The sequence below is a fragment of the Collinsella sp. TF07-1 genome (assembly GCF_003437235.1).
In the GTDB taxonomy this organism is placed as follows: domain Bacteria; phylum Actinomycetota; class Coriobacteriia; order Coriobacteriales; family Coriobacteriaceae; genus Collinsella.
On record NZ_QSRV01000006.1, the window covers coordinates 24,696 to 47,218 of the forward strand.

Below are 22,523 nucleotides of genomic sequence, written 5' to 3' on the forward strand. Positions count from 1 at the left end.
ACTCAACATGCGAGCAACCTGGTTAGATGTCCGGACCCCATAGAAATGCTCCAGGGCCACAAGCCCCTCGTGCGCCACAAACGTCTCAACCACATGCGGCGACTCCTCGTAGCACCATTGGGTCAACGGACCCTCGCTCGTCTGTCGAACCACCAGGCCACCCATGCCAGACGGCTCACACGTCACAAGCAGGTACTCCCCGCCCTCGTCGCTCTCAAACAAAACCACCCGATCATCAAACAGCTCCATCGCGTCCCCTTTCTCTCGCTCTTATTTAGCAAAAGCATAGCAGGTAGATGGCTGTATACAGAACAGTTGTTCGTGTGTTTTCTATTGAGCTGTCCGCACAGCATGGTATGGCCGCACACAAAAAGGGCACCCCAAAAAGGAGTGCCCTAGCAAATCGCTTATGCAGCCAATCTACGCGACCGGCTCGATCTTCTCGAGGCCGCCCATGTAGGGACGCAGAACCTCGGGGATCGTGATGGTGCCGTCAGCGTTCTGGTAGTTCTCCAGAATGGCTGCCATGGTACGGCCAGCCGGCAGACCGGAACCGTTGAGGGTGTGCAGATAGCGCGAACCCTTGAAGTTCTCGGGGTCGCGATACTTGATGTTGGCGCGACGGGCCTGGAAGTCACCGCAGTTGGAGCAGGAGCTGATCTCCTTGTAGGCGTTGTAGCTCGGCAGCCAGACCTCGACGTCGTAGGTCTGACGGGCAGAGAAGCCCAGGTCGCCGGTGCACAGGCTAATCACGCGATACGGAAGACCCAGCTGCTGCAGCAGGAACTCGGCCTCGGCGGTCATGCTCTCGAGCTCTTCGTCGGACTCCTCCGGCTTGGCAAACTTTACCATCTCGACCTTGTCGAACTCGTGCTGGCGAATGATGCCGCGGGTATCGCGACCAGCGGAGCCGGCCTCCTCGCGGAAGCAGGGGGTGAAGGCGGTGTAGCGGCGCGGCAGGGTATCGGCGTCGAGGACCTCACCGGCGTGCAGGTTGGTGAGCACGACCTCGGCGGTGGGGATCAGGAAGTTGTCGCCCGAGACGTGATAGGCGTCGTCCTCGAACTTGGGCAGCTGGCCCGTGCCGAACATGGTCTGACGCTTGACGACGATGGGCGGCCACCACTCCTTAAAACCACGGCTGGTGTGCGTATCGAGGAAGAAGTTGATGAGGGCGCGCTCAAGACGGGCGCCGGCGCCACCGAGAACGGTGAAGCGGCTGCCGGAGAGCTTGTTGCCGCGCTCGAAGTCAAGGATGTCGAGGTCGGTGCCCAGATCCCAGTGCGGCTTAAAGTCGAAGTCGAACTCGCGCGGGGTGCCCCAACGACGGCGCTCGATGTTCTCGTCCTCGTCCTTGCCGTACGGCGTGGCCTCGCAAGGAATGTTGGGCAGGTGAGCCATGAAGTCGTACTGCTCCTGCTCGAGGGCGGTGCGGCGCTCGGCCAGACCGTCAATCTTCTCGTTGACGGCGCGCACGGCCTCCTTGGCGGCCTCGGCCTCGTCCTTCTTGCCCTCCTTCATCAGGGCGCCGATCTTCTTGGACTCGGCATTGCGCGTGGCTTGAAGTTCCTCAACCTCGGTGATGACGGCACGACGCTCGTCGTCGAGCTCAAAGAACTTCTCGCGATCCCAAGACGTCTGGCGGTTAGCCATGGCGACATCGATGGCATCAGGGTTCTCGCGAACAAACTTGATATCAAGCATTAGATCCTCCGGCGATATACATTCCATTTAGGTTGCAACCTTGTACATGTATGGGCAAGTATATACTTATGAACGTTTACGACCCAACTCAACTACGCAAGAAGGCACCCAATGGACGCAGTTTTTTCCTTTTTGTTTGGCACCCGCACCGGTTTTGCCATCCTTTTCGCCGGCGGCATCCTGCTGTTTGCGATTCTTGCCTTTGTAATGGAGAAGCGCACCCATAAGATGTATGTCGACCGCGGCCCCAAATCCGAGGACGAAGAAGACAGCTTCTGGGACTAACCCGCCAAAAAGGGACAGGTTTATTTTGGTCGGTTTTATCCGGGCGAACGCAAGCGCCCCGCAACTGGAATTGAGCCAGTTGCGGGGCGCTTTTCGCTAAAAGGACAAAACCGCAGGAAAAACCTGCCAAAATAAACTGTCCCTTTTTTGGTCGGTTTTACTGGAGGGTTGCGTCGATTGCCTTGACCAGGGCGCTGCGCATGCCGGCGTCCTCGAGCGCAACGACGCCCTTGATGGTGGCACCACCGGGCGAGCATACGGCATCCTTCATCGCCGCAGGATGCTGGCCAGTTGCAAGCTGCAGCTTTGCCGTACCCAGCACCATCTGGCTCACAATGCGATAAGCATCCGCACGCGGGATACCGTGCTTGACCGCCGCATCGCCCAGGGCCTCGATTGCCATGGCGACAAACGCCGGAGCGCAACCACCCACCGTGCCGCCCACAAACAGCAGGCTTGTGTCGAGCTCGACGACAGCGCCAAGCTTACCGAGCAGGTCGAGCACCACAGCACGCTGCTCGTCGTTAAGCGTCGAAGCCTTCTCGCAGGCGATGACGCCCTCGCCCACCGAAACCGGCGTGTTGGGCACCGTCGAGATATGCGCGACGCCCGGCAGGACCTGCTCCCACTTGGCACTGTCCCAGGTCCAGGCAACCGACAGAACGACCTTTTTGGCAAAAGCATCCTTGAGCGGGGCGAATACCTTCTCGATCATGTACGGTTTGACCGCAGCGACCACGATATCGGATGCGGCGACAACCTCGGCGGCATCGTGGCAGGCGACCATGCCGCGCGCCTCGCAGCGCTCAACCAGTGCGTCGTAGCGACCCGCGCAGGCGCACATGTCGCTCGCAGCTACACCGGCAGCGATCCAGCCATCGGCCATAGCGCTCGCCATATTGCCAAAACCGACAAATCCAATCTTCATATCGCATAGTCCTTTCAGACACATTCCTCAAAACGAAAGGTATTGTCCCACGCCATTGTTTCGTATTGCCGACCTATTTGTGATACGGCTCGCCACGACTGATCTTACAGGCACGGTAAATCTGCTCTAGCAGCACCACACGCGCCAGGTTATGCGGCAAGGTAATGCGTCCAAAGCTGAGCATCTCGTCGGCTCGTGCGCGCACGTCATCGCTCACGCCGTCCGAACCGCCGATTACAAAGGCAATGTCGCTGCCGCCTCGCAGCATAAGATCGTCGAGCCTCGCCGAAAACTCCTCGCTCGAGCGCTCCTTGCCCTCGATAGCCAGCAGGATCACATGCGCTCGAGATGGCAAGGCGGCAAGAATCGCCGCCCCCTCCTTGTCGCGCGCGGCATCCACGCCGCCCGCCTTAGCCGGGTCGATATCGGCCACCTCGCGGATATCCACCTTGGCATAGGCACCTAGGCGCTTGGTGTACTCAGCGCACGCGTCCTTCCAAAAGCGCTCCTTGAGCTTACCGACGCAAACGACGGTGTATTTCACGCGCGTCTACTCCTTCGAATCGTTTTGAACTTTGCCGGCGGCCAGCATCTGCTCGAACATCGAGGCCGACTGCGAAAAGTCGCTCGGCAGCACGACCGTCGAGGTTTTACCCGTGCGAGCGAACTCCGTCATCATCTCGGACCACTGCGTAAACATGAACAGTTGGTTGGCCTCGTCATTGCCGACACCCGTCTCCTGGATGATCTCGAGCGAATCTTTGATACCCAGCGCGATGGCCTTGCGCTGGTTGGCGATGCCCTCACCCGCCTTTTCCATAGCCTCGGCCTCGGCGGTCGCCTCGGTGACGCGCTTGATGCGGTCGGCCTCGGCGAGCTCCTGCGCGGCAGCGCGCTTGCGCTGGGCAGCGTTGATGTCGTTCATGGAGTTCTCAACCTCGGTCGGCAGTGCGATTTTGGTGATGAGCGTCGACACGAGGGTGAAGCCGTAGGCGGCCATCTGCTCGGAAACGGTAGCGTTGACATCCTTGGCGATGTCATCCTTCTTGGCAAAGACCTCATCGAGTGTGTAGACGGGGATGGAGGAGCGCAGGGCGTCGGTGATGAAGTCGCGCATCTGGTCGACGGGCTCCTGCAGCATATAGTAGCTCTTGTAGATGCCCGAATCTGCCGGGCCGGCGCCCATGTCATAGCTCACGTGGTACTGAGCGGAGACCTCAAGACCGATGGTCACGTTGTCCTGAGTCTTAACGTCGATGCCAAAACCATTTTTCATGGTGCGCAGACTCACCGTGGCGGCCTTGCGGTCAATCACGGGCACCTTCACGTGGAAGCCCGCGTTGACGATACGATTGAACTTACCCAAGCGCTCGATGATCACAGCGTGCTGCTGCTCAACGACATAACAGGCGTTGGGGAGCAGCAGCAACAGGATGATGATGGGAATCAAAAGGCTGGTAAGGGCGGCGATGATACCGGAAAACAGCATGGTCTCTCCTCTGATAGGCACACGTTGGTACTAGGATACCCGTCCAAGGAGATCGTGCATAACAAAAAGAGCCCCCATTGCTGGGAGCTCTTTCAATCCATGGTGCGGGCGAAAGGACGTCCGCCTATCCGCTGCGCGGATCCGCACCGGCTTCGCCCGCCTGCCGGCGGACTCGCCAGCTCGCTAAAAACGCTCCGCGTTTTCTTGACGCTCGCTCCTTCACAGGTTCAAGTCCCTGCGATGGGCCCGTAACAAAAAAGCTCCCATTGCTGGGAGCTTTTTCAATCAATGGTGCGGGCGAAAGGACTTGAACCTTCATGGGGTTGCCCCCATACGGACCTGAACCGTACGCGTCTGCCAATTCCGCCACGCCCGCGTGCAGGAATTAGAATAACGGAGCGCCATCGCGAACGCAAGAACTATTTTTGAAAAAGTTTGCAGGCATTTTCCCAAGCGGCTTGCGCGATTGTTTCGGCGTCCTCACCAGTGCGATCGACACGGTCGTTAACCAGCGCGTTTGCCGTAATGGAGATCATTGCGGGCTCGCATTCAAGACCGCGGATGGGCTCCGGAGCCATATACGGGCAATCCGTCTCGAACAAAATGCGGTCGAGCGGGGTCGCCGCAAATGCCTCGCGCACGTCGTCGTTGCGCTTAAAGGTGGCCGCACCACCATAGGCGATATAGCAGCCCAGCTTCACAAAGCGCTCCATCGTGGCGCGGTCCTCGCCAAAACAGTGCAGCACACAACCGGCCTGGGGCACGCCCACCTCACGAAGCACGTTGTAGGCGTCCACGTGCGAGGTACGCTCCTGGTCCATGTCCTCGTGACGCAGATGCAGCTCCACCGGCACGTTACGACACACGGCAAGCTCGAGCTGGCGCGCCATGCAATCAATCTGCACGCTGTGGGGCGCCGGCGTGATGTCGTCGTCGTAATCCATGTGGTAGTCCAGACCGATTTCGCCAATACCGGCACACAAAGGGTCATCAAGCGCAGCAACAACCTGCGCGTGAATGTCGTCGGTATAGTCCGGCGCGCCATACGGATGCACGCCGGCAAGATACTTGATCTGCGGGATATCCTGCATCGGCAGAATTTCGCGCACGAGCCAGTCGCTATAGTCCGTCACGCTGCGCTTGTCGGCGATGGGGTCGAAGACCGTCACCAACAGGTCGATGCCTGCCGCCTTGGCACGCACGAGTGTCTCGGGCACATCCTTGCCCCAGAACGAAAGCAGATGCGCATGTGTGTCGGCAAGCGGTGCCAAGGGCACGGGACAAGCAACCGTCTTCTTTTTCTTGGTAAACGTCACGCGTTCGGCATTAAGCGTCATGGGAAAGCTCCCGAGCCAGGCACACAAAGTCGGCGACGCCGAGCGTCTCGGCGCGCGTGGTGGGTGCGATACCGCAAGCCTCAAAGGCGGCATCGAGCACGTCCTTGGCAAAGCCGTTGGCGCTCATGGAATTGCGGATGGTCTTGCGACGCTGGGCAAATGCAGCATCAATCACGCGGGCCACAAATTCGCGATCGAGCCCCTCGGGTACCACGCCGTCAACGCGATCGATACGCACGACGGCCGAGTCCACGTGCGGTGCCGGCATAAAGCAACGTGGCGGCACCTCAAAGCGACCCGTAACCTGCGCATACAGGCCGAGCTTTGCCGTGTAGCCGCCATAGGTCTTGTTACCCGGCACCGCGGCAATGCGATCGGCAACCTCCTTTTGAACCATGACCACAGCACGCTTGAGCGCGGGCATCGTCTGGAAGAACTGCAGGATGATCGTCGCCGCCACGTTATAGGGCAAGTTCGCGACAAATACCGTCGGCTCACCGCCCGCAGCCTGCTCAATCTGCTCCGGGCCCACCTTAACCGCGTCGCCCATGATAAAGCGGAAGTTGGCATAGTCGGCGGCGTGGGCATCGAGCACCGGCTCAAGCTCGGGATCGGCCTCAATGGACGTAACGCACGCCGCTTCCTGCAGCAACGCAAGTGTCAACGTACCGCAACCTGGACCCACCTCGAGTACGCGCTCGTCACCTGCAAGCTCGGCAAGCTCGCAGATACGTTCGATCACATGATTGTCGATTAGAAAGTTCTGGCCCAGGCGATGCTTGGTCGCAAGGCCAAACTCCTCCAGCAGCTCCCTTGTTGCCGTGGGGTTTGCCAAAGGCGAAGTTGTCATAGTTGCCTCCTTAGCATGATGGCGGCGTCTTGAAACGAAAGGGCATGGACCGTTGCGGCCATGCCCTTACATCTAAACAGCAAATTGCCGATATGGCGCTCGTGCGGTCTCTACGCCAGACGCGGGAACAGCGGATCGCCCTTCTCGACGGGCTGACCACCAGCAAGCAGGCCCCAAGCGCAAATGCCCTTGAGGTCGTCGGTCGCGGCCTCGTTCTCGCAGGACAGGCGGCGCAGGGCCTCGGCAGAGGTCTGAGGCATGAGCGGCATCAGCAGGTGAGCGGCAATGCGGATGGCCTCGAGCAGGTTGTAGATCACAAACGCCAGCTCGTCAGCCTTGGCCTCGTCCTTGGCAAGCGCCCAGGGCTCGGAGTCCTCGATGTAGTGGTTGGCGGCGTGGATGAGCTCCATGACCTCATCCTTGGCTCCGCCGTAATCGAGCACGTCCATCTTGGCCATGTAGCGGTCGACCAGGCCATCGGCGATCTTTGCCAGCGGGTTGTCGAACGCATCGAACGATGCGGGCTTGGCGGGCGCGCAACCGTCAAAGTACTTGCCGCTCATGTTGAGCGAACGCGAGATAAGGTTGCCCCAGCTGTTGGCCAGGTCGGCGTTGTAGACCTGCTCCATGCGATCGAAGCTGATGGCGCCGTCGGTACCGGGAACGACATCGGTCATAAAGTAGTAGCGATAGCCCTCGACGCCCAGCATGTCGATAACATCCTGCGGAGCGATGGCGTTACCGCGGCTCTTGGACATCTTCTCGGCCTTGCCGGTCTCGGCATTGCGCACGGTCAGGAAGCCGTGGGCAAAGACGTGCTCGGGCAGGGCCTCGCCGATGGCCATGAGCATGGCGGGCCAAATGACGCAGTGGAAGCGAATGATGTCCTTACCCACAATATGGAACTGCGCGGGCCAGCGATAGGCCAGCTCGGCACGGGCCTCGTCGGTGTCGACACCGTAGCCGACGGCAGTCATATAGTTGAGCAGCGCATCGAACCACACGTAGGTCACGTGACCCTCGTCAAACGGGACCTGAATGCCCCAGTCAAAGCTCGTGCGGCTCACGGAAAGGTCGTTAAGGCCGCCCTCGACAAAGCTACGTACCTCGTTCATGCGGAACGCAGGCTCGACAAAGTCGGGGTGCTCGTCATAGAGCTTGAGAAGCTTGTCCTGGAAGGCGGAGAGCTTAAAGAAGTAGGACTCCTCCTGCACGCGCTCGAGCGGACGGTGGCAATCGGGGCACAGGTGCTGGCCGACGCTACCGTACTCTTCGTCACCCTTCTGGACCTGCGTATCGGTAAAGTAGGTCTCGTCGGGCACGCAGTACCAGCCGTCATAGCTGCCCTTATACAGGTAGCCGGACTCCTTCATGCGCTCCCACAGATACTGCACGGCGTGATGCTGGCGCGGCTCGGTGGTGCGAATGAAGTCGTCGTTGGAGATCTCGAGCTTGCTCCAAAGCTCCTTGAAGTGCGGAGCCTGGCTGTCGGTCCACTCCTGCGGCGTCATGTTGTGCTTGGCAGCGGCCTCGGCGACCTTCTCGCCGTGCTCGTCCATGCCGGTCAGGAACTTGACGTTATAGCCGGCGGAGCGGCGATAGCGAGCCTGAACGTCGGCGATGATGGTGGAATAAGCCGTGCCCAGGTGCGGATCGGCGTTGACGTAGTAGATGGGCGTCGTGATAAAGAACGAAGGCTTGCTTTGATCCATGGGGTTTGTCCTCCAGAAAAACGTTGCATACAGGGGATGATTCTAGCGCAAGGGCTGGATATCCTCCATCTATTGCATATCGAGCACCATGGCATAGACATCGCGCTTGCGGCGCGAATACTTCTGAGACAGGCGCTTGGCCACCGCAGAGGCGGGCTCCCCCTCCTCGAGCGCGGTGCGGATATCCTCGCGCAGGGCATCGTCGGGATCCGCTACCGCAGCGCCAACCGGCGCGATGCCGGCCTCCTCGTCCTCGCTCGGCGGCGCGATGACCAGCGCAATCTCGCCCTTTACCTCGCCGCGAGCACGCAGCTCCTCGGCAAGCTGGTCAGCGGGCCCGCGCAAGACCTCCTCGTGCAGCTTGGTGAGTTCGCGGCAGACGGCGACCTCACGCTGGGGAAAGACCTCCGCCACGGCCTCGAGCGTCGCCACGATACGATGTGGAGACTCGTAGAAGATGAGTGCGCCAGGCACCACGGCAAGGCGCTGCAAACGGCGCACACGGTCGCCGTGCTTTCGGCCCAAAAAGCCCTCGAAGAAAAAATGCTCGCAGGGAATGCCGGACGAAACAAGCGCCGTGACGCAAGCAGAGGGCCCGGGAATAACTTCGACGGGCACATCGGCCTCACGCGCCGCCTCGACCAGCGCCTGGCCGGGATCGGACACGCTCGGCATGCCGGCGTCCGAGGCAAAGGCGAGGGTCTCCCCCGCCAGCAGACGGTCGACCAGGCCGGCAGCGCGGCTAGCGATCACATTCTCGTCGCAACGGACAAGCGGCTTGGAAATGCCCAGGTGCATCAGCAGCTTTGACGTCACACGCGTGTCTTCGCAGCAAATGGCATCGGCGGCGGCAAAAGCCTCGCCAACGCGCGGGGACAGGTCGCCTAGGTTGCCGATGGGCGTGCCGACCACATAGAGTTTGCCCGTATGGGCGCTGTTTTGCGTCATATCAACCTATTCAATCATGCCGCGCTCGAGCGTACCAAGCGCCGCGCGGGCGTCCCATGCTGCAATGCGCTTCTCGGTCTTCCACGTTTGGAAGAACCAACCGGCAGCCGGCGCAAACGAAGCCAGCTGGTTGGCGATAAACACGCGCTCGTAGGCATTGCGGCCCTCGGGCGTAACCGACGAGTTGGCAAAGATCGCCGCACCCGACCATTCGCCCACCAGCACGGGGAACCCAGTCGAAATCGCTTCTTTAAGCTCGCGCTTGTTACGCGAAATCGCCGTCGTCAGCCCGCGGGGGCTCGTAATGTCGAGCGCGTACTCGTCGCGGTAATGGTACAGGTGAAGGTCCATGTAGACGTTCTTGTACTTGGCGCCGCGCATAAAATGCTTCCACTCGCTGGGATGCCCCGACGACGAGAAGACGACGATCTTATCCTCGGGCATATACGAACGAACGAGCTCGTAGGCATCGCGATAGAAATTGCGCAGGTAGTGGGCCGGAATGCCATCCGTCATGGTGAAGAGGCTCTTGCGAACGCTCATCTGCGGCGTGTCCAGCAGCTCAATGCCCAGCAGGCTCTCGGCCTCGCCATAGCGATCGGCCAAGCGCTCGAGCACGTCGAGTGCGACATGACGGCCGTTGGTGGACGAATGCCACTCGGCGACAGCCTCCGGCGTGGTGGGCGAATCGTTGGAATCGCCCTGGCCACCGGGCACGGTTGCCAGATCGAGCAGCACGCGGATGTCGTACTTGGCAGCCCACTCAATTGCACGGTCAATGTAGTCGACAACCGAGATGTAGGACGCATCGGACCCCTGTGAGCCAAAGGCATACCAGGGCACCGGCAGACGCACGGCATTGAGGCCAATCTGCGCCATGCGGCGAAAATCGTCCTCGCTCACAAACGTCTCGTAATGGCGGCGCATGCGCTCGTTATAGGCGGCGGTACCCATGGCCTCCTGTAGCTCGGCCGCGTTGGATGCACCGGTCGCCGCGTACAGCGACGGGGTCACCCAAGGCTCGGGAATAAACCAGCCAGAGAGATTAACGCCGAGTATCCTCTCCATCACTGCCCCCTTCGGATCATGCAGGTCGAACCCGCATCGTATTGCATAGGATAAGTATCGTTTTGAGTATACCCGCGTGTGCGGACAGGCGACCGAACGGTCTGTAAAGTGACGCGAAAGTGGGAGGAATGTCTGGGGCGGGCGGGCTCGGAATGGTGCGACGAGGTGTGTACGCGCGCCGGAGGCAGGCACCGGAAAGTGTGTCCCGTTCTGAGCCCTTATTCTGGGACGCAGTTTCCGCAGAACCCTACATAAAAGAAAAGGACCCCTTTGCAGAGGTCCTAGTCAATTCAAGGTGGCGGGGAAGGGAATCGAACCCCTGACACGAGGATTTTCAGTCCTCTGCTCTACCAACTGAGCTACCCAGCCATTTGAGGTGTGCCTTGTTTCAAGGCTTGATTAGTATAACCAAGGACGCGTTCCGGTCAACCGAGAATTTTAAAAAAGTTTTTGAGCACAGCCTCGGTTCTATAAATCGGCACGTCAGAGGCATCAGCCGGCAGCAAGAAGTTTTTCGCTCAGAGCCGCACGGGCAAACTCACTTGGCGTCATCCCCTCGGCAGCCGCCCGTCGACGAATGGCCTCCTTCATTCCCAGAGGAATCTTGACCGACAGCGTTGCCGTCCCCTCGCCTGAGAGTGGGGGCCGTCCATGCACGATCCCACCAACGGTGTGTTCGCCATCCGGAAACTCTCCGCGCTCGTACGACTCGCACCACGCGTCAATCGTTTCATCCGTTACAACCTGACCATTAGCGGCCGTATACGTCTTGCCCATCATCGACCCCTTTGCCGAGCCCGTTCAATCTCCTGCCAAAATTTCTTCTGGACTGGAGACAAGGCATGAATGATAAGCCCCCACGGACAAGCTCGACCGCGACAAGCTCCACGCTTCGTCCGTCTGGGAGCCATCCAATCGCAAGCCATCTCGGCGGCTCGTCCTTCGGCTCGCGACGAATGCACTCAGTAACCGCAAGCCAAGCGCTAAGCACCTGCTTTTCCGTCAGGTGCTTTTTAGCGTTGGGATGGATCTCAACATCCATGCATCTTCTCCTCCATCTTACCCAATTTCGTATGACGAAAGTCCGCTGTCGCCAATTCTTAAGCCGGCACGCGTTGGAGAGCAGGGGTCGAAACAATGATTGAAGGACGCTCTAGTACGGCCCAGGCGCCGGGGCAGGAGCACATACGCCAGGGACGTACGTTTTCGTAGCATACGAGGACATAGCCACGTGCATCGATAAAGGCGATATCGATGGGATAGGCCATAAAACACGTATGGACCGAAGAGCAGCGTGGAAATGCCATGACGAGCGGCAGACCGTTGGCGGCAACCGGACACCGTCCCAGCATGCCGCGCAGGCGCACGGCAAACGACTCCGCCACCGCAAACTCGGCCGGCGTCCAGCCCAGCCTATTGAGTGCCCGCGCGTAGGCGATGTAGGACGAGACCGCGGTCACATGACCACCCCCGGACGCCATGGATCGACCGTCACCGCGCGCTCGTGCGACAACGTTGTCGGCGCCCCCAGCGGAACGCCAGCGATGCTGAGAGAAGTCGGCCACGGCTCATAGTGCATGGTGCAGGTGTAGGTCCTAAACGTACCGGATAGGGAGAGCAGGCCACCATCCGATGCCTCCGCGCCTTGCTCGCTCGACACTTCGATCTGCAAGTCATAGCCTTCCATGGCATTCAGAATTTGAGTCCGGACCGTCGCCGAGGCATCGACAGAGCTTTCGTCGCCCTCCCCGCTCGGCGCCACGGCGTGCGCCAACACGATGTCGGGCACCACGCGGTCGAAGCGCGCGACAGCGCTGGCATAGATCATGACGTTGTATACGATGAGTGCCAGCACCAGCAAAACGGGCGTAACCACTGCTATCTCCACCGTCGCTTGGGCGCGCTCCTCGCGCAGACGCATGCGGATACTCATTACGACCCACCGCCCAGAGCGCCAACCAGCGTGGCGACATCGACGGTGAGCGGGATGGAGCCGCCGCCGGGCAGAGGAATCTCCGCAAGCGTGAACACCGTACCGCTGATGGTGCGTTCGACTTGATATTCCAACGCCTCGCAAAGCGCCTTGGGATCGGTCACGCCCAACGGAATACTTCGCAGTTTGTCTTGCGCTTGAGAGAGACCAGCAATGTCAGACCCCGGGCTCTTAATGACGTTGGCGGAATCAGTCAGCACCGGCTTTCGCAGGCGCAAGTCGCACGGTTCCAAACCCAGCGCCGCCACGGACGCCGAAACGGTATCGCCGAGCCACGATGCGATGGAGCCCAACGCGCCGCTGCCCCCTCCTAGGCCTTTAATCATCTCGTCCATAAGTTCGTCGGCCGAACCTTGGATGTCTCCGTATCCCACAAGCAGCCGTCCCCAGACATCCATGACGCCATCGAGTACGCCGGCAACGCCACCCGAGCGTTCCTTCAATGTCGAGAAAAATCGCGAAAGCACGTTGTTTTGCGCCGTCGCCTCATCGGGCGCCAGCACCGCGGCAGAGATGGCACCGCGATCGCCAAGCCTGACTGCCGTGTTAAACGAAGAGTTGAGCTCATCGGGGCTCGAGATGGCACCCGAAACCGCAAAGGCAACCACGCCGTTGCGACCGGGCGGAGCGATACGCGGACGCTCGCCCGAAAGCGCTTTAATGGCCTGGTCAAACGCATTGCTCGCACGGTCGGCCTCATCCTCGGTCTGACGCATGAGCTCAAGCTCTTTGTTCCGACATTTGACGTATTCCTCCAAGGCCTTTTTGAACTCGTCGAAGTGATATTCGAAGCCGTTTTCGATAGAGGTTGAAGGCGCCGCAACAGCACCAAGCGACAAAACGCCAAAATGGCATTTGCTGCATTTATCCTGTCCATCGTAATCGGCAACCGAAGCAAATCCGCTCGGCGTCCCTTTCTTATAGTTAGGGCAGGTCGTCCCGTAATGCAGATACGCCTTGTCATCGTTCACGCTCGTCGGCCACACCGCATCGGTATAGAGTTCCGTCGCCCGAACCTCATCAGAGTTGCGCGGCAGCAGCGGAATATAGGAGGAAACCCTGTCTCCGTTCTCGGTTATATGCGCCCGATCGACCTCCGCGCTCGCATAGGTATAAAACGCCTTACGCGCCGCAGACTCTGCCCTCATCTCGACACTCGAGCCGTGGGGCTTCTCATTTGTCAGACGCCAATGGTAGTAGTCCTTCGCGCGATCAAGGGCAACTTGGGGCTCCCACGTAACGCTCGAAGCGTAATGCGGATTTTGAACACCGGAGAGATCCGTTAGGCTTTTCGCGCGCTCCCACATACACGAACAGCTGCCGACCGAACCTTTATCCGATCCACCGCAATCCGCTAGCCAGGCACGCTCCTTTGCCTTCGCCGTCTCCTCCGATGCTTTTTGTAGCTCCTCGGCCGCGCGCTCCAGATCTTCCGACGCATCTTTAATGGCATCGGTCGAGATCTCGGAACCCTCGAGCGCAACAAAATCAGACTCGGATGTCCTGGGCACGGCAAGCGCCGTACCGGTATAGGTCACACTATCGGTATCCTGCGCCGACACCGCCTGCGTGGCACGCGCGGCGATCAGATACGGCAGAGCCGTCTCGATTTTCTGTAAGCCTTCCGATGCGCTTTTGGCAAAATTGTTGCGCGTTTTAATGATCTCAATCCCGGTGTCGACCATATTGCCGGCAACTGGTTCGGCACCCGGGATGAGGATGGCGACCAGGCCCGTCCCGATCGTGGCAAACCCCGCCAGCCCCAGACTCAAGATGCTCGCATCAACCACCGTGGCAGCCGTGTGATAGGACGACACTACGTTGGCACCCGCCAGCGCGCCGCTATCGGCCGCCACCTGGGTATCCCCGGCACGCGACATGCTCCATATCGCCGCCGTCGACGAAAACAGCAGCGTGAGCACCACCAAGATGACCACCGCAGAGGAGAGCGTGGTGTAGGCACCGTCTTCGATAAACAGATCGACACCGGCTCGACCCATAAAGCCGCCTCGTTTGCGGAGAGCGCCTGGTCGACGGCGGGCCGCAAACCCTTGCGTCACCCGCAACAGGCAGCGCCTAATCCCATGCAGCAATCCACGAATCATAATCTCCCTCCAGCCATTCGGGACGCGATTGATACGAGACATCGACCTTGAGCTCAACGTAGCCGCCCTCGGCGGTACCACCCATAGCCTGCGCAAACGCACCGATCACAGGCAACGGCTTGACCTCGCCGGAAACGGACACGGACGAGACGCCACCCGCACCGGCCCGGCCAAGCTCGATATCCCACGACAACGGCCCGCCGGCATGAAAGATCGAAACGTTGGGCACTGCGGCAAGTCGGCGGCGGGTGAACTCCTTAAGATCGTCGTCCTCCGCCGTCGTCGTGGTCATGAGCCGCGCGGTCTCGGCGGCGGCAGACTCCATGACCGCGCGCGTATAGAGCAGGCACACCGGTTGCAGCGCGAGAAGGATGAGTGTCAGAAACGTCGGCAGCAAAAAAGCGGCCTCGACCGTAGACTGCGCCCGGTCCTCGCGCGCGGCATCAATACAACGCGATGTCCTTAGCGGCCGCAGCGGCGTCGATAACCGACGTCGAGGCAACGCCATGGGATGCCGCCCGCTCAACCAGCGCCGCCAAGCGCCCATCGGTGCCGGCAGGCCAAAGTCCCGCGATCGCCAGCACGATCGATAACAGCGCCACCGTGACGATGGCGTATTCGACCGTCGCCTGGGCAGATTCCTCACGCAGGACATCATGCATTTCACGATCCCTCCTTTGAGTCCGTTGCCTGCGGGCTCAGGCGCACGGCGCGCAGACGACACGAAGCATCGCCAGCATCCGCGGCAATTGTCACCATATCGACCCAGCCGCGTTCGTCGCGCACGATGGCGCCCCACACGTTTCCCTTGATGTCGAGATAGCCGCTCAGAGCAAGTTGCGCCGTGGGTACCTCGCGATAGGCACGCAGCATATCCGCCGCCGCTTCGGTCATCGGTCGGTCCTCGGACCATGCAAGCCGGACCGCAATCGCGTTGCCCTCAGGCGAATCCGTCGCAGTGCCAGACCGCTTGTCGAGCGTCCGCAGAAAGGTTTGCGCCGTGACAGCGACATCCGAATCGTCCGCATCTCGCATCTCATCTTTTTGAGACGCCACCGCCGAATCTGAGCCCAAATCGGAGGCGGTCCCAGGACGCTGCTGCCGCGCGGCGTTAAGCCCCCAAAGCACCGCCGCTATCGCCACGGTCAGGCAAGCAAACACCAGCAGCACCCCGATGGGACGCTCGCCCTCTACAGGCTGTTGATGCCCTCGCTGATAGCGTTCCATAGATCTTGGACCTTGCCCTTAAATGCGACGATGGCGATAATCGCGATCACCACGAGCACGCCGACCAAGATGGCATACTCGGTGGTACCCTGTGCACTCTCCTCCTGCAATAGTTCCTTGGCGCGCTGACGAACATGTGCCGCCCGGCAAAACGCCCAGCCCTGGACCTTGCCAGCAGCGTCAGTCATCGTGTTCATGTATTCCTCCCTACATCATCCCGCCTGCTCCCAGCAGCGGGCCCAATATGGACAGAAGCAACGCCGGCAAGATGAGCGTGCCGGTGGGAATCAGCAGCTTGACGGGCGCACGCTCGATCTCGCGCTCGACCGCGGCGCGATGAGCCGCACGGATCTCGCGACTTTGAGCGGCCAGCGTCTCGGCAAGTGGGGCACCCAGGGCGAGCGCCTGCCCCACCGTGATGGCAAAGGTCTCGAGCGCTCGCACGTCCAGGTCGCGCGCGGCGGCCAACAACTCGTCCTCACGCGTGCCCACGCCCACCTGCCACGCCATGCAGGCGCGCTCAAGGCGAAGAGCCAGCACTGACCGGCGGTTGGCGCAGAAAATCTCAAGCGCCGCATCAAACGAAAGACCGGCCGAAAGACCCAAGCGCACAACATCGATCATCTCGGACACTTCGCCGAGCGACACTCGCGCCGGGCCGCCCGCTCCAACCGCGCCCTTCACTCGCGCGGTCAGAGCATCGACCACCGAGCGACCCGCGGCAGCGACCAGCACCGCCTCGCGCTTGCAGGCCCCTGCGACCTTGCGTGCATCCGCCCGATCCAACCCCGTCGCGACAAATACGCTCAGGGCGCACAGGCAAGCCGCAACTGCAACCGGGGCGCTCATAGCTCCACCCGCATAATGCGCCGGATAACCACCAGGGCAACGGCGTTGAGGGCAAGACCCAGCACCACAGCGCCCGCGCCGGCAGGCGTCGCAAGACCGCGACGAAAATCTGCCGAAAGCAGCGCCAACACCGCGCACATGCCCGCCGGCATCGCCGCGACCATATGCGCAGACATGCGAGCCTGCGACGTCTTAACATCCAGGCGGCGCTTGAGCTCAATGCGCTCCCCCACCATGCTCGACGCCTCGGACAGTAAGTCGGCAAGCGGAGCGCCGGTGCGCTGAGACACCTTAAGCGCCAAGGTCACAAGCGAAAGACCGGGGGCGTCGATACGCACGAGCAAGTCATCGAGCGCGTCGGTCGCCGAGATGCCGCAATCGATCGCCGCCGCCACCCGCAAAAACTCGTTATGCACTGGCTCTTGCGCATGAGCGCCCACAAAGCGCATGCCCTGGGCCAGCGAATGTCCCGAGGCAAGCGACATGGAAAGTGCGGTAAACGCCTCGGGCATTGCCTCTTCTGCATCGTGTTGCTCGCGCCGGCTCTCAAAGCCATCCCGAGCGGCACCAACGGCAAACGGAGCAACAAGTCCCAAGGCAAATCCGAGGGGCGATAACGACACCATCGTTAGTAAAACGCAGCAGACACCGCTCGATAGCAGCAGAAACGCCAAACATCCCGAAGCATCCTCGATCACGAGGCCAAGGCGATGCGCCGGAGCCAGCGATGCCCACGAACGGGCGATCTTTTTCAGCAGATCGTTTTCCACCAGCTCACGCGGCAGCTTCTCTGCCACCGTCTCGAGCGCCTGACGTGCCAGCTCCGCCGGCGGTACCTGCGGCACACGAGGTTCCGCCCCGCACGCCGTCGCGACAGAAAGCCCTGCCAAGCCCCCTACGACGAGGGGCACAGCGATCTCCATTCGTCCACCTCCTCTTGTGTGAGCGTCCCCGACCGCAGGCCTTCTGCGATAAACGGCGGCTCGCGGTCAAGCGTCCAGGTGCGCTCGGCGGCATCGAACGTCACATAGCGCTCGAGCTCTACGCCGCCCGATGCGGCGCGTCGCACCCCCGAATACGAGGAGACGAAGCGCCTGCCATCGGCGTGGCGCTCGGACATCACGATACCGTCGAGCGCCATGGCAATCTGCTCCTCGATGAGCTCACTCGGCAGGTCGATGCCATAACGTGCAAGCAACGTCAGACGCACCACGGTCTCCTGTTCTGAACCCGCATGAAGTGTGGTGAGCGACCCGTCGTGGCCCGTGTTCATGGCCTGCAACATGTCGCAGCACTCGGCACCGCGCACCTCGCCCACCACGATGCGGTCGGGGCGCATGCGCAGGGCATTAGTTACCAGGTCGCGGATCGTCACCGCGCCTTCACCCTCAATTGAAGCCTCGCGCGCCTCTAGGCGCACCACGTGCGGATGATGCGCAAACTTGAGCTCGGCAGAGTCCTCGATCGTCACGATGCGCTCGCCGGTGGAAATCTCACATGACAACGCGTTGAGCAGGGTGGTCTTACCAGATCCCGTGCCTCCCGCAACCGCCAGGTCCTGTCGCAGCGACACCGCGCACGACAGCAGCTGCGCATACCAAAGCGGCAGCGACCCCAGCCCCACAAGCTCGTCCAGCGAGCAGATACGGTCCGAGAACTTTCGGATGGTGAGAATCGGTCCGTCAATCGCCACAGGCGGAATCACCGCGTTGACGCGATAGCCCGTTTTGAGGCGGGCGTTGACGATGGGGCTGCGCTCGTCGATACGGCGGCCAAGTGGCGAGATGATGCGGTCGATAAGCACACGGATCTGTTCATCATCCTCAAACGCATGCTCGATGGGGTACAAAACGCCGCCGCGTTCAAAGAAAGCCGAGCGGCAGCCGTTGATCATGATCTCGGTAACGGTGTCGTCCTCGATGAGCGGCTGCAACGGCCCCAAGCCCACCACGTCATCCAAAATCTCGTCGATGATGGTTTCGCGCTCGAGCGTCGCGAGATCGGTCGGCTCCTCAACATTGAGCGCCGCCTCCACCGCAGGACGCAATTCCGAGCGGGCAAGTGCCGGGTCGATATAGGCGCTGATACGCGCCACTTCGTCGTAACCCATGCGGTCCATCACGGCGCGCTTGGTGCGTCGTTTCACCGCGCGGCGACGCCCCGCATCTACAGGCGCTGCCGCCGCTGCAGCGCCGGCAGCCTTAATCCTCGTTTGCAGGCTCATCGCTGATCACCCTCGCGCGACCAGGGAAGGCGGATACGCGGGCGTTCGGTACGCGTTGCACGGTCGGCGACCATATCGCTCCAAGGGCCGACGGCGCACCCCAGTTCCACGAGCATCTCGCGCGTGGCCTCGCGCATGCTAGTCGCAAAAGCGCTGGTCTGCCCCACCGCCTCGTCAGCGCGCCCAAACGCCATGAGCGCGGCGAGATCCTGCCCGCCATCGGCGATACGAATCTTGGAGCTCAACGCACAGGCAATCTCAAAGCGCATGGCGACGTCCTCGTCTGCCCCGCGCGCACCGAACCGGTTGAACACGGCGCTCATGCGCGTGCGCGGCACACCTACTCGACTTGCCAGTTCGATGACGCGCGACGCCGATGTCGCGGACGACACCGCCGCATCGCCAACGACCAGGCAACGGTCGCTCGCCGCCACCGCAGCCGCCACGGCGTCGCCCCAAAAGACCGAGGTATCGATAAAGACCACGTCGGATTCGCGACGCAGAACATCAAGCAGTAGCTCCACCGGACGCGCCATGAGCTCGGCTTGCTCGGGCGCCGCGACGGGACCCCAGAGCGTAACGCCCGGCGCCACGCGCATCGATGTGGCTACGATATCCGGCTCGGTGAGCGTGCCCGCCGCCGACGGCTCGATAAGTGCCGCCATATCGCGCGGAGCATCGACGCCTAACAAGTCGTAAAGGTTTCCAAACATCAGGTCCAGGTCGAGCACGGCGGCACGCAAGCCCAACAGCGACGATGTGTGTGCCATGGCGGCAACGATCGTCGACTTGCCGCAACCGCCCGAACCCGAAATAGCGCAGATGACCGGAGCTCGATGCGGCGGAGCGGCAGCGTCTGCCGGCGGCATCGGAGGCGGCGGGGCGGGCGTCGGTGGCAGCGCACCCGTCCCCCCCGCCGCAACCACACGCTGCATCCAAGCCGGCATGGCAGCTTGTTCGGTCTGCGAGGCAGGCTCGTTCTGTACAATCTGCTCATGCTGCATCAGCGACAACTCGCCGCACCCGGCAAAGCCCTCAACTTCATCGAGTTCATCCGCCAGATTCACGCCGTGCACGTATCCCATATCTACAGCCGGGGAATCGCCAGCATGCTGCGCCGGCCCTCCAGCGTCATCGTATACAAGGGGGTTCCGGGGGCGCCGACCATGCTCGGCTTCCGCTTTTCCATAATCATCAACACGCGGGCCTCTTGTAGCGCGAGGCGCCCCGGGTTCCCTATCAACAAAAGCATCGGGCTCAATCGTCATGCTCCGATCGGAATCAACCGCTCCCTCGCCCGCGCGCCCGTTGCCGCATATACTGTGTGCAGCGATGACCTCGGTCGCCCCCGCGCGAAACAGCCCCTCGATATCCGACGGATCGAGCGCTTCTATCAACACGACCACGCGACTCACGCGGCCTTCGGCCGTCAGGCGCGCAACAGTCTTGCGTACATCTTCGGTATCAAACAGAGACGCCGCGATGATGGCAGCCCCGCGGCGCGACGGAAACGCCCGCGCCATGGAAACCAGCCCGTCCAGGTCACCCACGCGAAGCACCTGTGCACCCACATCACGGCCCTCGACTTCCCGCTGCAACAGCCCGTAATCGCCGCACGCGCAGCACGCAAGCCAGATCGCCTTCATCACTCGTCGCCTCCGCTCTTTTTGCCGCGCGCCGTGGCGGGAATCGTCAAGCTGACCGTTCCCTTGCCCGAGGCTCCCAGCAGTTCCTTGACGTCTTCGGGGTCAGCCGCCAGCGTCACCCATTCGATCTTGCCCTCGCGCGTGGCACCGGAATCCTCACTGGTATCGATCACGTGCGCGCCGCACAGCCGATCGGTCACGCCGTCCTTTTGCACGTACACGTCCACGTAGCTGCCCACGCCCGTGGCACCGCCGACCGAGTGCTCGGCATCGACCGCCACCGAAACGGCAACCTTGCCCTTAGGCACCTCGAGCTTGCGGCTCTCGGCCTTGGTGTAGACATTGCAGATCACGGCGTTTTTGGGAATACGCGAAGTCGTCACGTCGCCGCGCACCTGGCGCAGCTCGGTCGCTGCGTCACGCGGCAGCAGGCTCGTCAGCCATTCCTGGGTTATGACATTGGTCTCATCGAGGGTCTCGCCCACATCGATATCGCGCGCCGCGACGCAAACCTCGACGCGATCGCCACCGTACTTGGCCAAGGTCTCAGCCTGGACCTGTTCGGCTTGCGAGCGGATCGACGAGCCGTAAACCATGCAGAGCAGAGCAGCGAGCACGCCCGCGACCAGACTGATGGCGATGCGCTTGCTCTTGTTCACGGCCGCTCCTCTCATGGCAGTGCCGGGCGAATGCCCGTACCACCATTGTCTGAGCGGTCAGAGTGCAAAGCGGCGCAATCGCAATCTTGGTTTTCGATGTCAAACCAATCGCTGACCAAAAGCTGACCAGCCCGTCAAGCTCGTGGCAAGGTTTTGGTCAGCACGTCAGCAAACTGTATGTTTCGAAGCTTTTCCGCAGCAAAAAAAGCCGTCTCCCGAACAGTTGGGAGACGGCTGTCATAGGAAAAATCAATTACAGATGGACATCGGGATCGAGCATTTGAGCGCTCACGCGCATGGATGACGCCAGGTTTTGGAACGTTTCCAGACGCAGGCTATCGATCTGCCCGGCGTCCTCGGCCTCGCGAACGGCGCAGCCCGGCTCATGGGTATGCGTGCAATCGCCAAACCGGCACGCGCGCGATGCCTCGACAATCTCGGGGAAAGCGCGCGCCAGACCCCGCTCGTGACCCACGAGCGGCAGGCTGCGCAGGCCCGGGGCATCGGCGATCACGCCGGCATCGCCCGGCAGTGCCACCATCACGCGCGCGACGGTAGTGTGACGGCCCTGATCGTCGCGTTCGCGCACACCGCCGGTCGCCAACGTATCGTGGCCCAGCAGCGCATTGAGCAGCGTCGACTTGCCGGCACCCGACTCGCCCAGAATCATGGCGCAGCTCCCGGCGGGCACGCAGGCACGGACCTCGTCCAGGCCGCGGCCCTCGGCAGAGGACGTCACGATCACACGCACGTCCGGACCCACCAGGCGGCGCGCGCGGTCCAGATCGCGCTCGAGCTCCTCGGCATCGCAGCGGTCGGCCTTGGTGAGCACCACCACCGGCTCGGCATCGCAATCGAGCGCCAACACCAGTGAGCGCGCCACGCGATCGAGCAGCACCTCGCCGGCGCCGAGCGCCTGCACGATCAGCACGCTGTCAACGTTGGAGCAGAGCACTTGGCGCTCACCGCGGGCACGGCCACGCCAACGCTCAAAGCTCGTACGGCGCGGCAGCACGCACTCAATCACGCCCATATCGTGCCCGGGAGCGCGGCGCACCGCCACACGGTCGCCCACGGCAGGCAGCAGGACCTCGTCCTCGCCGCGCGACTTGGCAAACCCCACGGCATGCTCGGCACGAAACGTGTCATCGGCAGTCGCCACCAGCGGAAACCCGCGGTCCAGGCGCACCACGGCGCCCAACTGCATCTGCTCGGGTTCCTCGGCTTGCGCGCAAAAATCATCGAAGGCTGCCCGTTGGGCGGCATCAACCGGCAGATCGTCAAACGCCGGAACATCCTGCAACGCATCGAGCCCCGGTACGCTCGTCAACAACTCCTCGGCAGACGCGGGGGCTTCGGTCGCAAGCTTCCGACGACGGTCACGCTTAGCCCGCGCCCCCGTCGTCTTTTTCTTCGCTTTAGCCTTAGCCTTGCCCACAAGCGCCTCCCAGCACCATAAATCACAACTGAGCAGGTATTTTCCCACAAAAAAGAGTCGG

Annotated in this window: 26 protein-coding genes and 2 tRNA genes; 1 reads left to right on the forward strand and 27 read right to left on the reverse strand. The window is 61.5% G+C overall.

What is annotated here, in order from left to right:
* Window positions 1-249, reverse strand: a 249-nt coding sequence (locus DXC67_RS03530; protein ID WP_199410589.1) for a hypothetical protein, incomplete at its 3' end; no start/stop codon positions are given.
* Window positions 250-420: 171 nt separating this feature from the next.
* Window positions 421-1,704: a serine--tRNA ligase gene (gene serS / locus DXC67_RS03535; RefSeq protein WP_117637377.1), complete on the reverse strand. Its 1,284-nt coding sequence runs from the start codon at window positions 1,702-1,704 to the stop codon at window positions 421-423.
* Window positions 1,705-1,815: 111 nt separating this feature from the next.
* Between serS and DXC67_RS10490 the strand changes: the two genes are divergently transcribed.
* On the forward strand, window positions 1,816-1,989 hold the full coding sequence (locus DXC67_RS10490) for a DUF6724 family protein (RefSeq protein WP_006235069.1): 174 nt from the start codon (window positions 1,816-1,818) through the stop codon (window positions 1,987-1,989).
* A gap of 157 nt (window positions 1,990-2,146) precedes the next feature.
* Here DXC67_RS10490 and proC read toward each other — a convergent pair whose 3' ends face one another.
* The 25 genes from proC to rsgA form a co-directional block, all read right to left on the reverse strand.
* Window positions 2,147-2,917, reverse strand: a complete 771-nt coding sequence (gene proC, locus DXC67_RS03540; RefSeq protein ID WP_117637378.1) for a pyrroline-5-carboxylate reductase — start codon at window positions 2,915-2,917, stop codon at window positions 2,147-2,149.
* Between the two features lie 73 nt (window positions 2,918-2,990).
* Window positions 2,991-3,461 (reverse strand): 23S rRNA (pseudouridine(1915)-N(3))-methyltransferase RlmH, encoded by a 471-nt coding sequence (gene rlmH / locus DXC67_RS03545; RefSeq protein ID WP_117637379.1) that lies wholly within the window; start codon window positions 3,459-3,461, stop codon window positions 2,991-2,993.
* A gap of 6 nt (window positions 3,462-3,467) precedes the next feature.
* Entirely contained in the window at window positions 3,468-4,406 is a 939-nt protein-coding gene (locus tag DXC67_RS03550; RefSeq protein WP_055250521.1) for an SPFH domain-containing protein, read from the reverse strand.
* Between the two features lie 289 nt (window positions 4,407-4,695).
* Window positions 4,696-4,782: transfer RNA gene (locus DXC67_RS03555), tRNA-Leu, on the reverse strand.
* A 43-nt stretch (window positions 4,783-4,825) separates the two neighbouring features.
* A complete protein-coding gene (locus tag DXC67_RS03560) occupies window positions 4,826-5,743 on the reverse strand; it encodes a TatD family hydrolase (RefSeq protein WP_117637380.1) in 918 nt (305 codons plus the stop codon).
* A complete protein-coding gene (rsmA, locus tag DXC67_RS03565; protein WP_117637381.1) occupies window positions 5,733-6,593 on the reverse strand; it encodes a 16S rRNA (adenine(1518)-N(6)/adenine(1519)-N(6))-dimethyltransferase RsmA in 861 nt (286 codons plus the stop codon). Before rsmA ends, DXC67_RS03560 begins: the two co-directional genes overlap by 11 nt.
* 110 nt (window positions 6,594-6,703) lie before the next feature.
* Complete coding sequence (metG, locus tag DXC67_RS03570; protein WP_117637382.1) at window positions 6,704-8,305, reverse strand: methionine--tRNA ligase; 1,602 nt, start codon at window positions 8,303-8,305, stop codon at window positions 6,704-6,706.
* A 69-nt stretch (window positions 8,306-8,374) separates the two neighbouring features.
* Window positions 8,375-9,253: a 16S rRNA (cytidine(1402)-2'-O)-methyltransferase gene (gene rsmI, locus DXC67_RS03575; RefSeq protein WP_117637383.1), complete on the reverse strand. Its 879-nt coding sequence runs from the start codon at window positions 9,251-9,253 to the stop codon at window positions 8,375-8,377.
* Window positions 9,254-9,259: 6 nt separating this feature from the next.
* Window positions 9,260-10,321, reverse strand: coding sequence for a glycoside hydrolase family 5 protein (locus DXC67_RS03580; protein WP_055250529.1), 1,062 nt, complete (start codon window positions 10,319-10,321; stop codon window positions 9,260-9,262).
* 296 nt (window positions 10,322-10,617) lie between these two features.
* A tRNA-Phe gene (locus DXC67_RS03585) sits at window positions 10,618-10,690 on the reverse strand.
* A 123-nt stretch (window positions 10,691-10,813) separates the two neighbouring features.
* The gene (locus tag DXC67_RS03590; protein WP_117637384.1) at window positions 10,814-11,098 is read right to left on the reverse strand and encodes a ribbon-helix-helix domain-containing protein; all 285 of its coding nucleotides are present in this window, start codon (window positions 11,096-11,098) and stop codon (window positions 10,814-10,816) included.
* A complete protein-coding gene (locus DXC67_RS03595; protein WP_117583813.1) occupies window positions 11,073-11,363 on the reverse strand; it encodes a hypothetical protein in 291 nt (96 codons plus the stop codon). Before DXC67_RS03595 ends, DXC67_RS03590 begins: the two co-directional genes overlap by 26 nt.
* A gap of 58 nt (window positions 11,364-11,421) precedes the next feature.
* Complete coding sequence (locus DXC67_RS03600; RefSeq protein ID WP_226790440.1) at window positions 11,422-11,781, reverse strand: DUF192 domain-containing protein; 360 nt, start codon at window positions 11,779-11,781, stop codon at window positions 11,422-11,424.
* Window positions 11,778-12,254 (reverse strand): TadE/TadG family type IV pilus assembly protein, encoded by a 477-nt coding sequence (locus tag DXC67_RS03605; RefSeq protein ID WP_117563701.1) that lies wholly within the window; start codon window positions 12,252-12,254, stop codon window positions 11,778-11,780. Before DXC67_RS03605 ends, DXC67_RS03600 begins: the two co-directional genes overlap by 4 nt.
* Complete coding sequence (locus tag DXC67_RS03610; protein WP_117637385.1) at window positions 12,254-14,314, reverse strand: hypothetical protein; 2,061 nt, start codon at window positions 14,312-14,314, stop codon at window positions 12,254-12,256. The genes DXC67_RS03605 and DXC67_RS03610 overlap by 1 nt, the downstream gene beginning before the upstream one ends.
* A 76-nt stretch (window positions 14,315-14,390) precedes the next feature.
* Entirely contained in the window at window positions 14,391-14,927 is a 537-nt protein-coding gene (locus DXC67_RS03615) for a TadE/TadG family type IV pilus assembly protein (RefSeq protein ID WP_117563703.1), read from the reverse strand.
* Window positions 14,863-15,081, reverse strand: coding sequence for a hypothetical protein (locus tag DXC67_RS03620; protein ID WP_117637386.1), 219 nt, complete (start codon window positions 15,079-15,081; stop codon window positions 14,863-14,865). The genes DXC67_RS03615 and DXC67_RS03620 overlap by 65 nt, the downstream gene beginning before the upstream one ends.
* 1 nt (window position 15,082) lies before the next feature.
* Window positions 15,083-15,646 carry a hypothetical protein gene (locus tag DXC67_RS03625; protein ID WP_128620524.1) on the reverse strand — a complete coding sequence of 188 codons (564 nt, stop codon included), beginning with the start codon at window positions 15,644-15,646 and terminating at the stop codon, window positions 15,083-15,085.
* Window positions 15,610-15,843, reverse strand: a complete 234-nt coding sequence (locus DXC67_RS03630; RefSeq protein ID WP_089572694.1) for a hypothetical protein — start codon at window positions 15,841-15,843, stop codon at window positions 15,610-15,612. The genes DXC67_RS03625 and DXC67_RS03630 overlap by 37 nt, the downstream gene beginning before the upstream one ends.
* 10 nt (window positions 15,844-15,853) lie before the next feature.
* The gene (locus tag DXC67_RS03635; protein WP_117637387.1) at window positions 15,854-16,495 is read right to left on the reverse strand and encodes a type II secretion system F family protein; all 642 of its coding nucleotides are present in this window, start codon (window positions 16,493-16,495) and stop codon (window positions 15,854-15,856) included.
* Window positions 16,492-17,418 carry a type II secretion system F family protein gene (locus tag DXC67_RS03640; RefSeq protein ID WP_117637388.1) on the reverse strand — a complete coding sequence of 309 codons (927 nt, stop codon included), beginning with the start codon at window positions 17,416-17,418 and terminating at the stop codon, window positions 16,492-16,494. Before DXC67_RS03640 ends, DXC67_RS03635 begins: the two co-directional genes overlap by 4 nt.
* Window positions 17,391-18,719, reverse strand: a complete 1,329-nt coding sequence (locus DXC67_RS03645) for a CpaF family protein (protein WP_117637389.1) — start codon at window positions 18,717-18,719, stop codon at window positions 17,391-17,393. Before DXC67_RS03645 ends, DXC67_RS03640 begins: the two co-directional genes overlap by 28 nt.
* Window positions 18,716-20,365 (reverse strand): P-loop NTPase, encoded by a 1,650-nt coding sequence (locus DXC67_RS03650; RefSeq protein ID WP_117637390.1) that lies wholly within the window; start codon window positions 20,363-20,365, stop codon window positions 18,716-18,718. Before DXC67_RS03650 ends, DXC67_RS03645 begins: the two co-directional genes overlap by 4 nt.
* Window positions 20,365-21,024 carry a Flp pilus assembly protein CpaB gene (gene cpaB / locus DXC67_RS03655; RefSeq protein WP_233503148.1) on the reverse strand — a complete coding sequence of 220 codons (660 nt, stop codon included), beginning with the start codon at window positions 21,022-21,024 and terminating at the stop codon, window positions 20,365-20,367. The genes DXC67_RS03650 and cpaB overlap by 1 nt, the downstream gene beginning before the upstream one ends.
* 253 nt (window positions 21,025-21,277) lie before the next feature.
* A complete protein-coding gene (gene rsgA, locus DXC67_RS03660; RefSeq protein WP_199410598.1) occupies window positions 21,278-22,231 on the reverse strand; it encodes a ribosome small subunit-dependent GTPase A in 954 nt (317 codons plus the stop codon).
* Window positions 22,232-22,523 lie beyond the last annotated feature (292 nt).

Bases quoted from the DNA above. Each gene is read 5' to 3' on its own strand.
- serS (WP_117637377.1), bottom strand. From the start codon at position 1,704: ATGCTTGATATCAAGTTTGTTCGCGAGAACCCTGATGCCATCGATGTC.
- DXC67_RS10490 (WP_006235069.1), top strand. From the start codon at position 1,816: ATGGACGCAGTTTTTTCCTTTTTGTTTGGCACCCGCACCGGTTTTGCC.
- proC (WP_117637378.1), bottom strand. From the start codon at position 2,917: ATGAAGATTGGATTTGTCGGTTTTGGCAATATGGCGAGCGCTATGGCC.
- DXC67_RS03550 (WP_055250521.1), bottom strand. From the start codon at position 4,406: ATGCTGTTTTCCGGTATCATCGCCGCCCTTACCAGCCTTTTGATTCCC.
- DXC67_RS03560 (WP_117637380.1), bottom strand. From the start codon at position 5,743: ATGACGCTTAATGCCGAACGCGTGACGTTTACCAAGAAAAAGAAGACG.
- rsmA (WP_117637381.1), bottom strand. From the start codon at position 6,593: ATGACAACTTCGCCTTTGGCAAACCCCACGGCAACAAGGGAGCTGCTG.
- metG (WP_117637382.1), bottom strand. From the start codon at position 8,305: ATGGATCAAAGCAAGCCTTCGTTCTTTATCACGACGCCCATCTACTAC.
- rsmI (WP_117637383.1), bottom strand. From the start codon at position 9,253: ATGACGCAAAACAGCGCCCATACGGGCAAACTCTATGTGGTCGGCACG.
- DXC67_RS03580 (WP_055250529.1), bottom strand. From the start codon at position 10,321: ATGGAGAGGATACTCGGCGTTAATCTCTCTGGCTGGTTTATTCCCGAG.
- DXC67_RS03590 (WP_117637384.1), bottom strand. From the start codon at position 11,098: ATGGGCAAGACGTATACGGCCGCTAATGGTCAGGTTGTAACGGATGAA.
- DXC67_RS03595 (WP_117583813.1), bottom strand. From the start codon at position 11,363: ATGGATGTTGAGATCCATCCCAACGCTAAAAAGCACCTGACGGAAAAG.
- DXC67_RS03605 (WP_117563701.1), bottom strand. From the start codon at position 12,254: ATGAGTATCCGCATGCGTCTGCGCGAGGAGCGCGCCCAAGCGACGGTG.
- DXC67_RS03610 (WP_117637385.1), bottom strand. From the start codon at position 14,314: ATGGGTCGAGCCGGTGTCGATCTGTTTATCGAAGACGGTGCCTACACC.
- DXC67_RS03615 (WP_117563703.1), bottom strand. From the start codon at position 14,927: ATGGCGTTGCCTCGACGTCGGTTATCGACGCCGCTGCGGCCGCTAAGG.
- DXC67_RS03620 (WP_117637386.1), bottom strand. From the start codon at position 15,081: ATGCATGATGTCCTGCGTGAGGAATCTGCCCAGGCGACGGTCGAATAC.
- DXC67_RS03625 (WP_128620524.1), bottom strand. From the start codon at position 15,646: ATGGAACGCTATCAGCGAGGGCATCAACAGCCTGTAGAGGGCGAGCGT.
- DXC67_RS03630 (WP_089572694.1), bottom strand. From the start codon at position 15,843: ATGAACACGATGACTGACGCTGCTGGCAAGGTCCAGGGCTGGGCGTTT.
- DXC67_RS03635 (WP_117637387.1), bottom strand. From the start codon at position 16,495: ATGAGCGCCCCGGTTGCAGTTGCGGCTTGCCTGTGCGCCCTGAGCGTA.
- DXC67_RS03640 (WP_117637388.1), bottom strand. From the start codon at position 17,418: ATGGAGATCGCTGTGCCCCTCGTCGTAGGGGGCTTGGCAGGGCTTTCT.
- DXC67_RS03645 (WP_117637389.1), bottom strand. From the start codon at position 18,719: ATGAGCCTGCAAACGAGGATTAAGGCTGCCGGCGCTGCAGCGGCGGCA.
- DXC67_RS03650 (WP_117637390.1), bottom strand. From the start codon at position 20,365: ATGAAGGCGATCTGGCTTGCGTGCTGCGCGTGCGGCGATTACGGGCTG.
- rsgA (WP_199410598.1), bottom strand. From the start codon at position 22,231: ATGCAGTTGGGCGCCGTGGTGCGCCTGGACCGCGGGTTTCCGCTGGTG.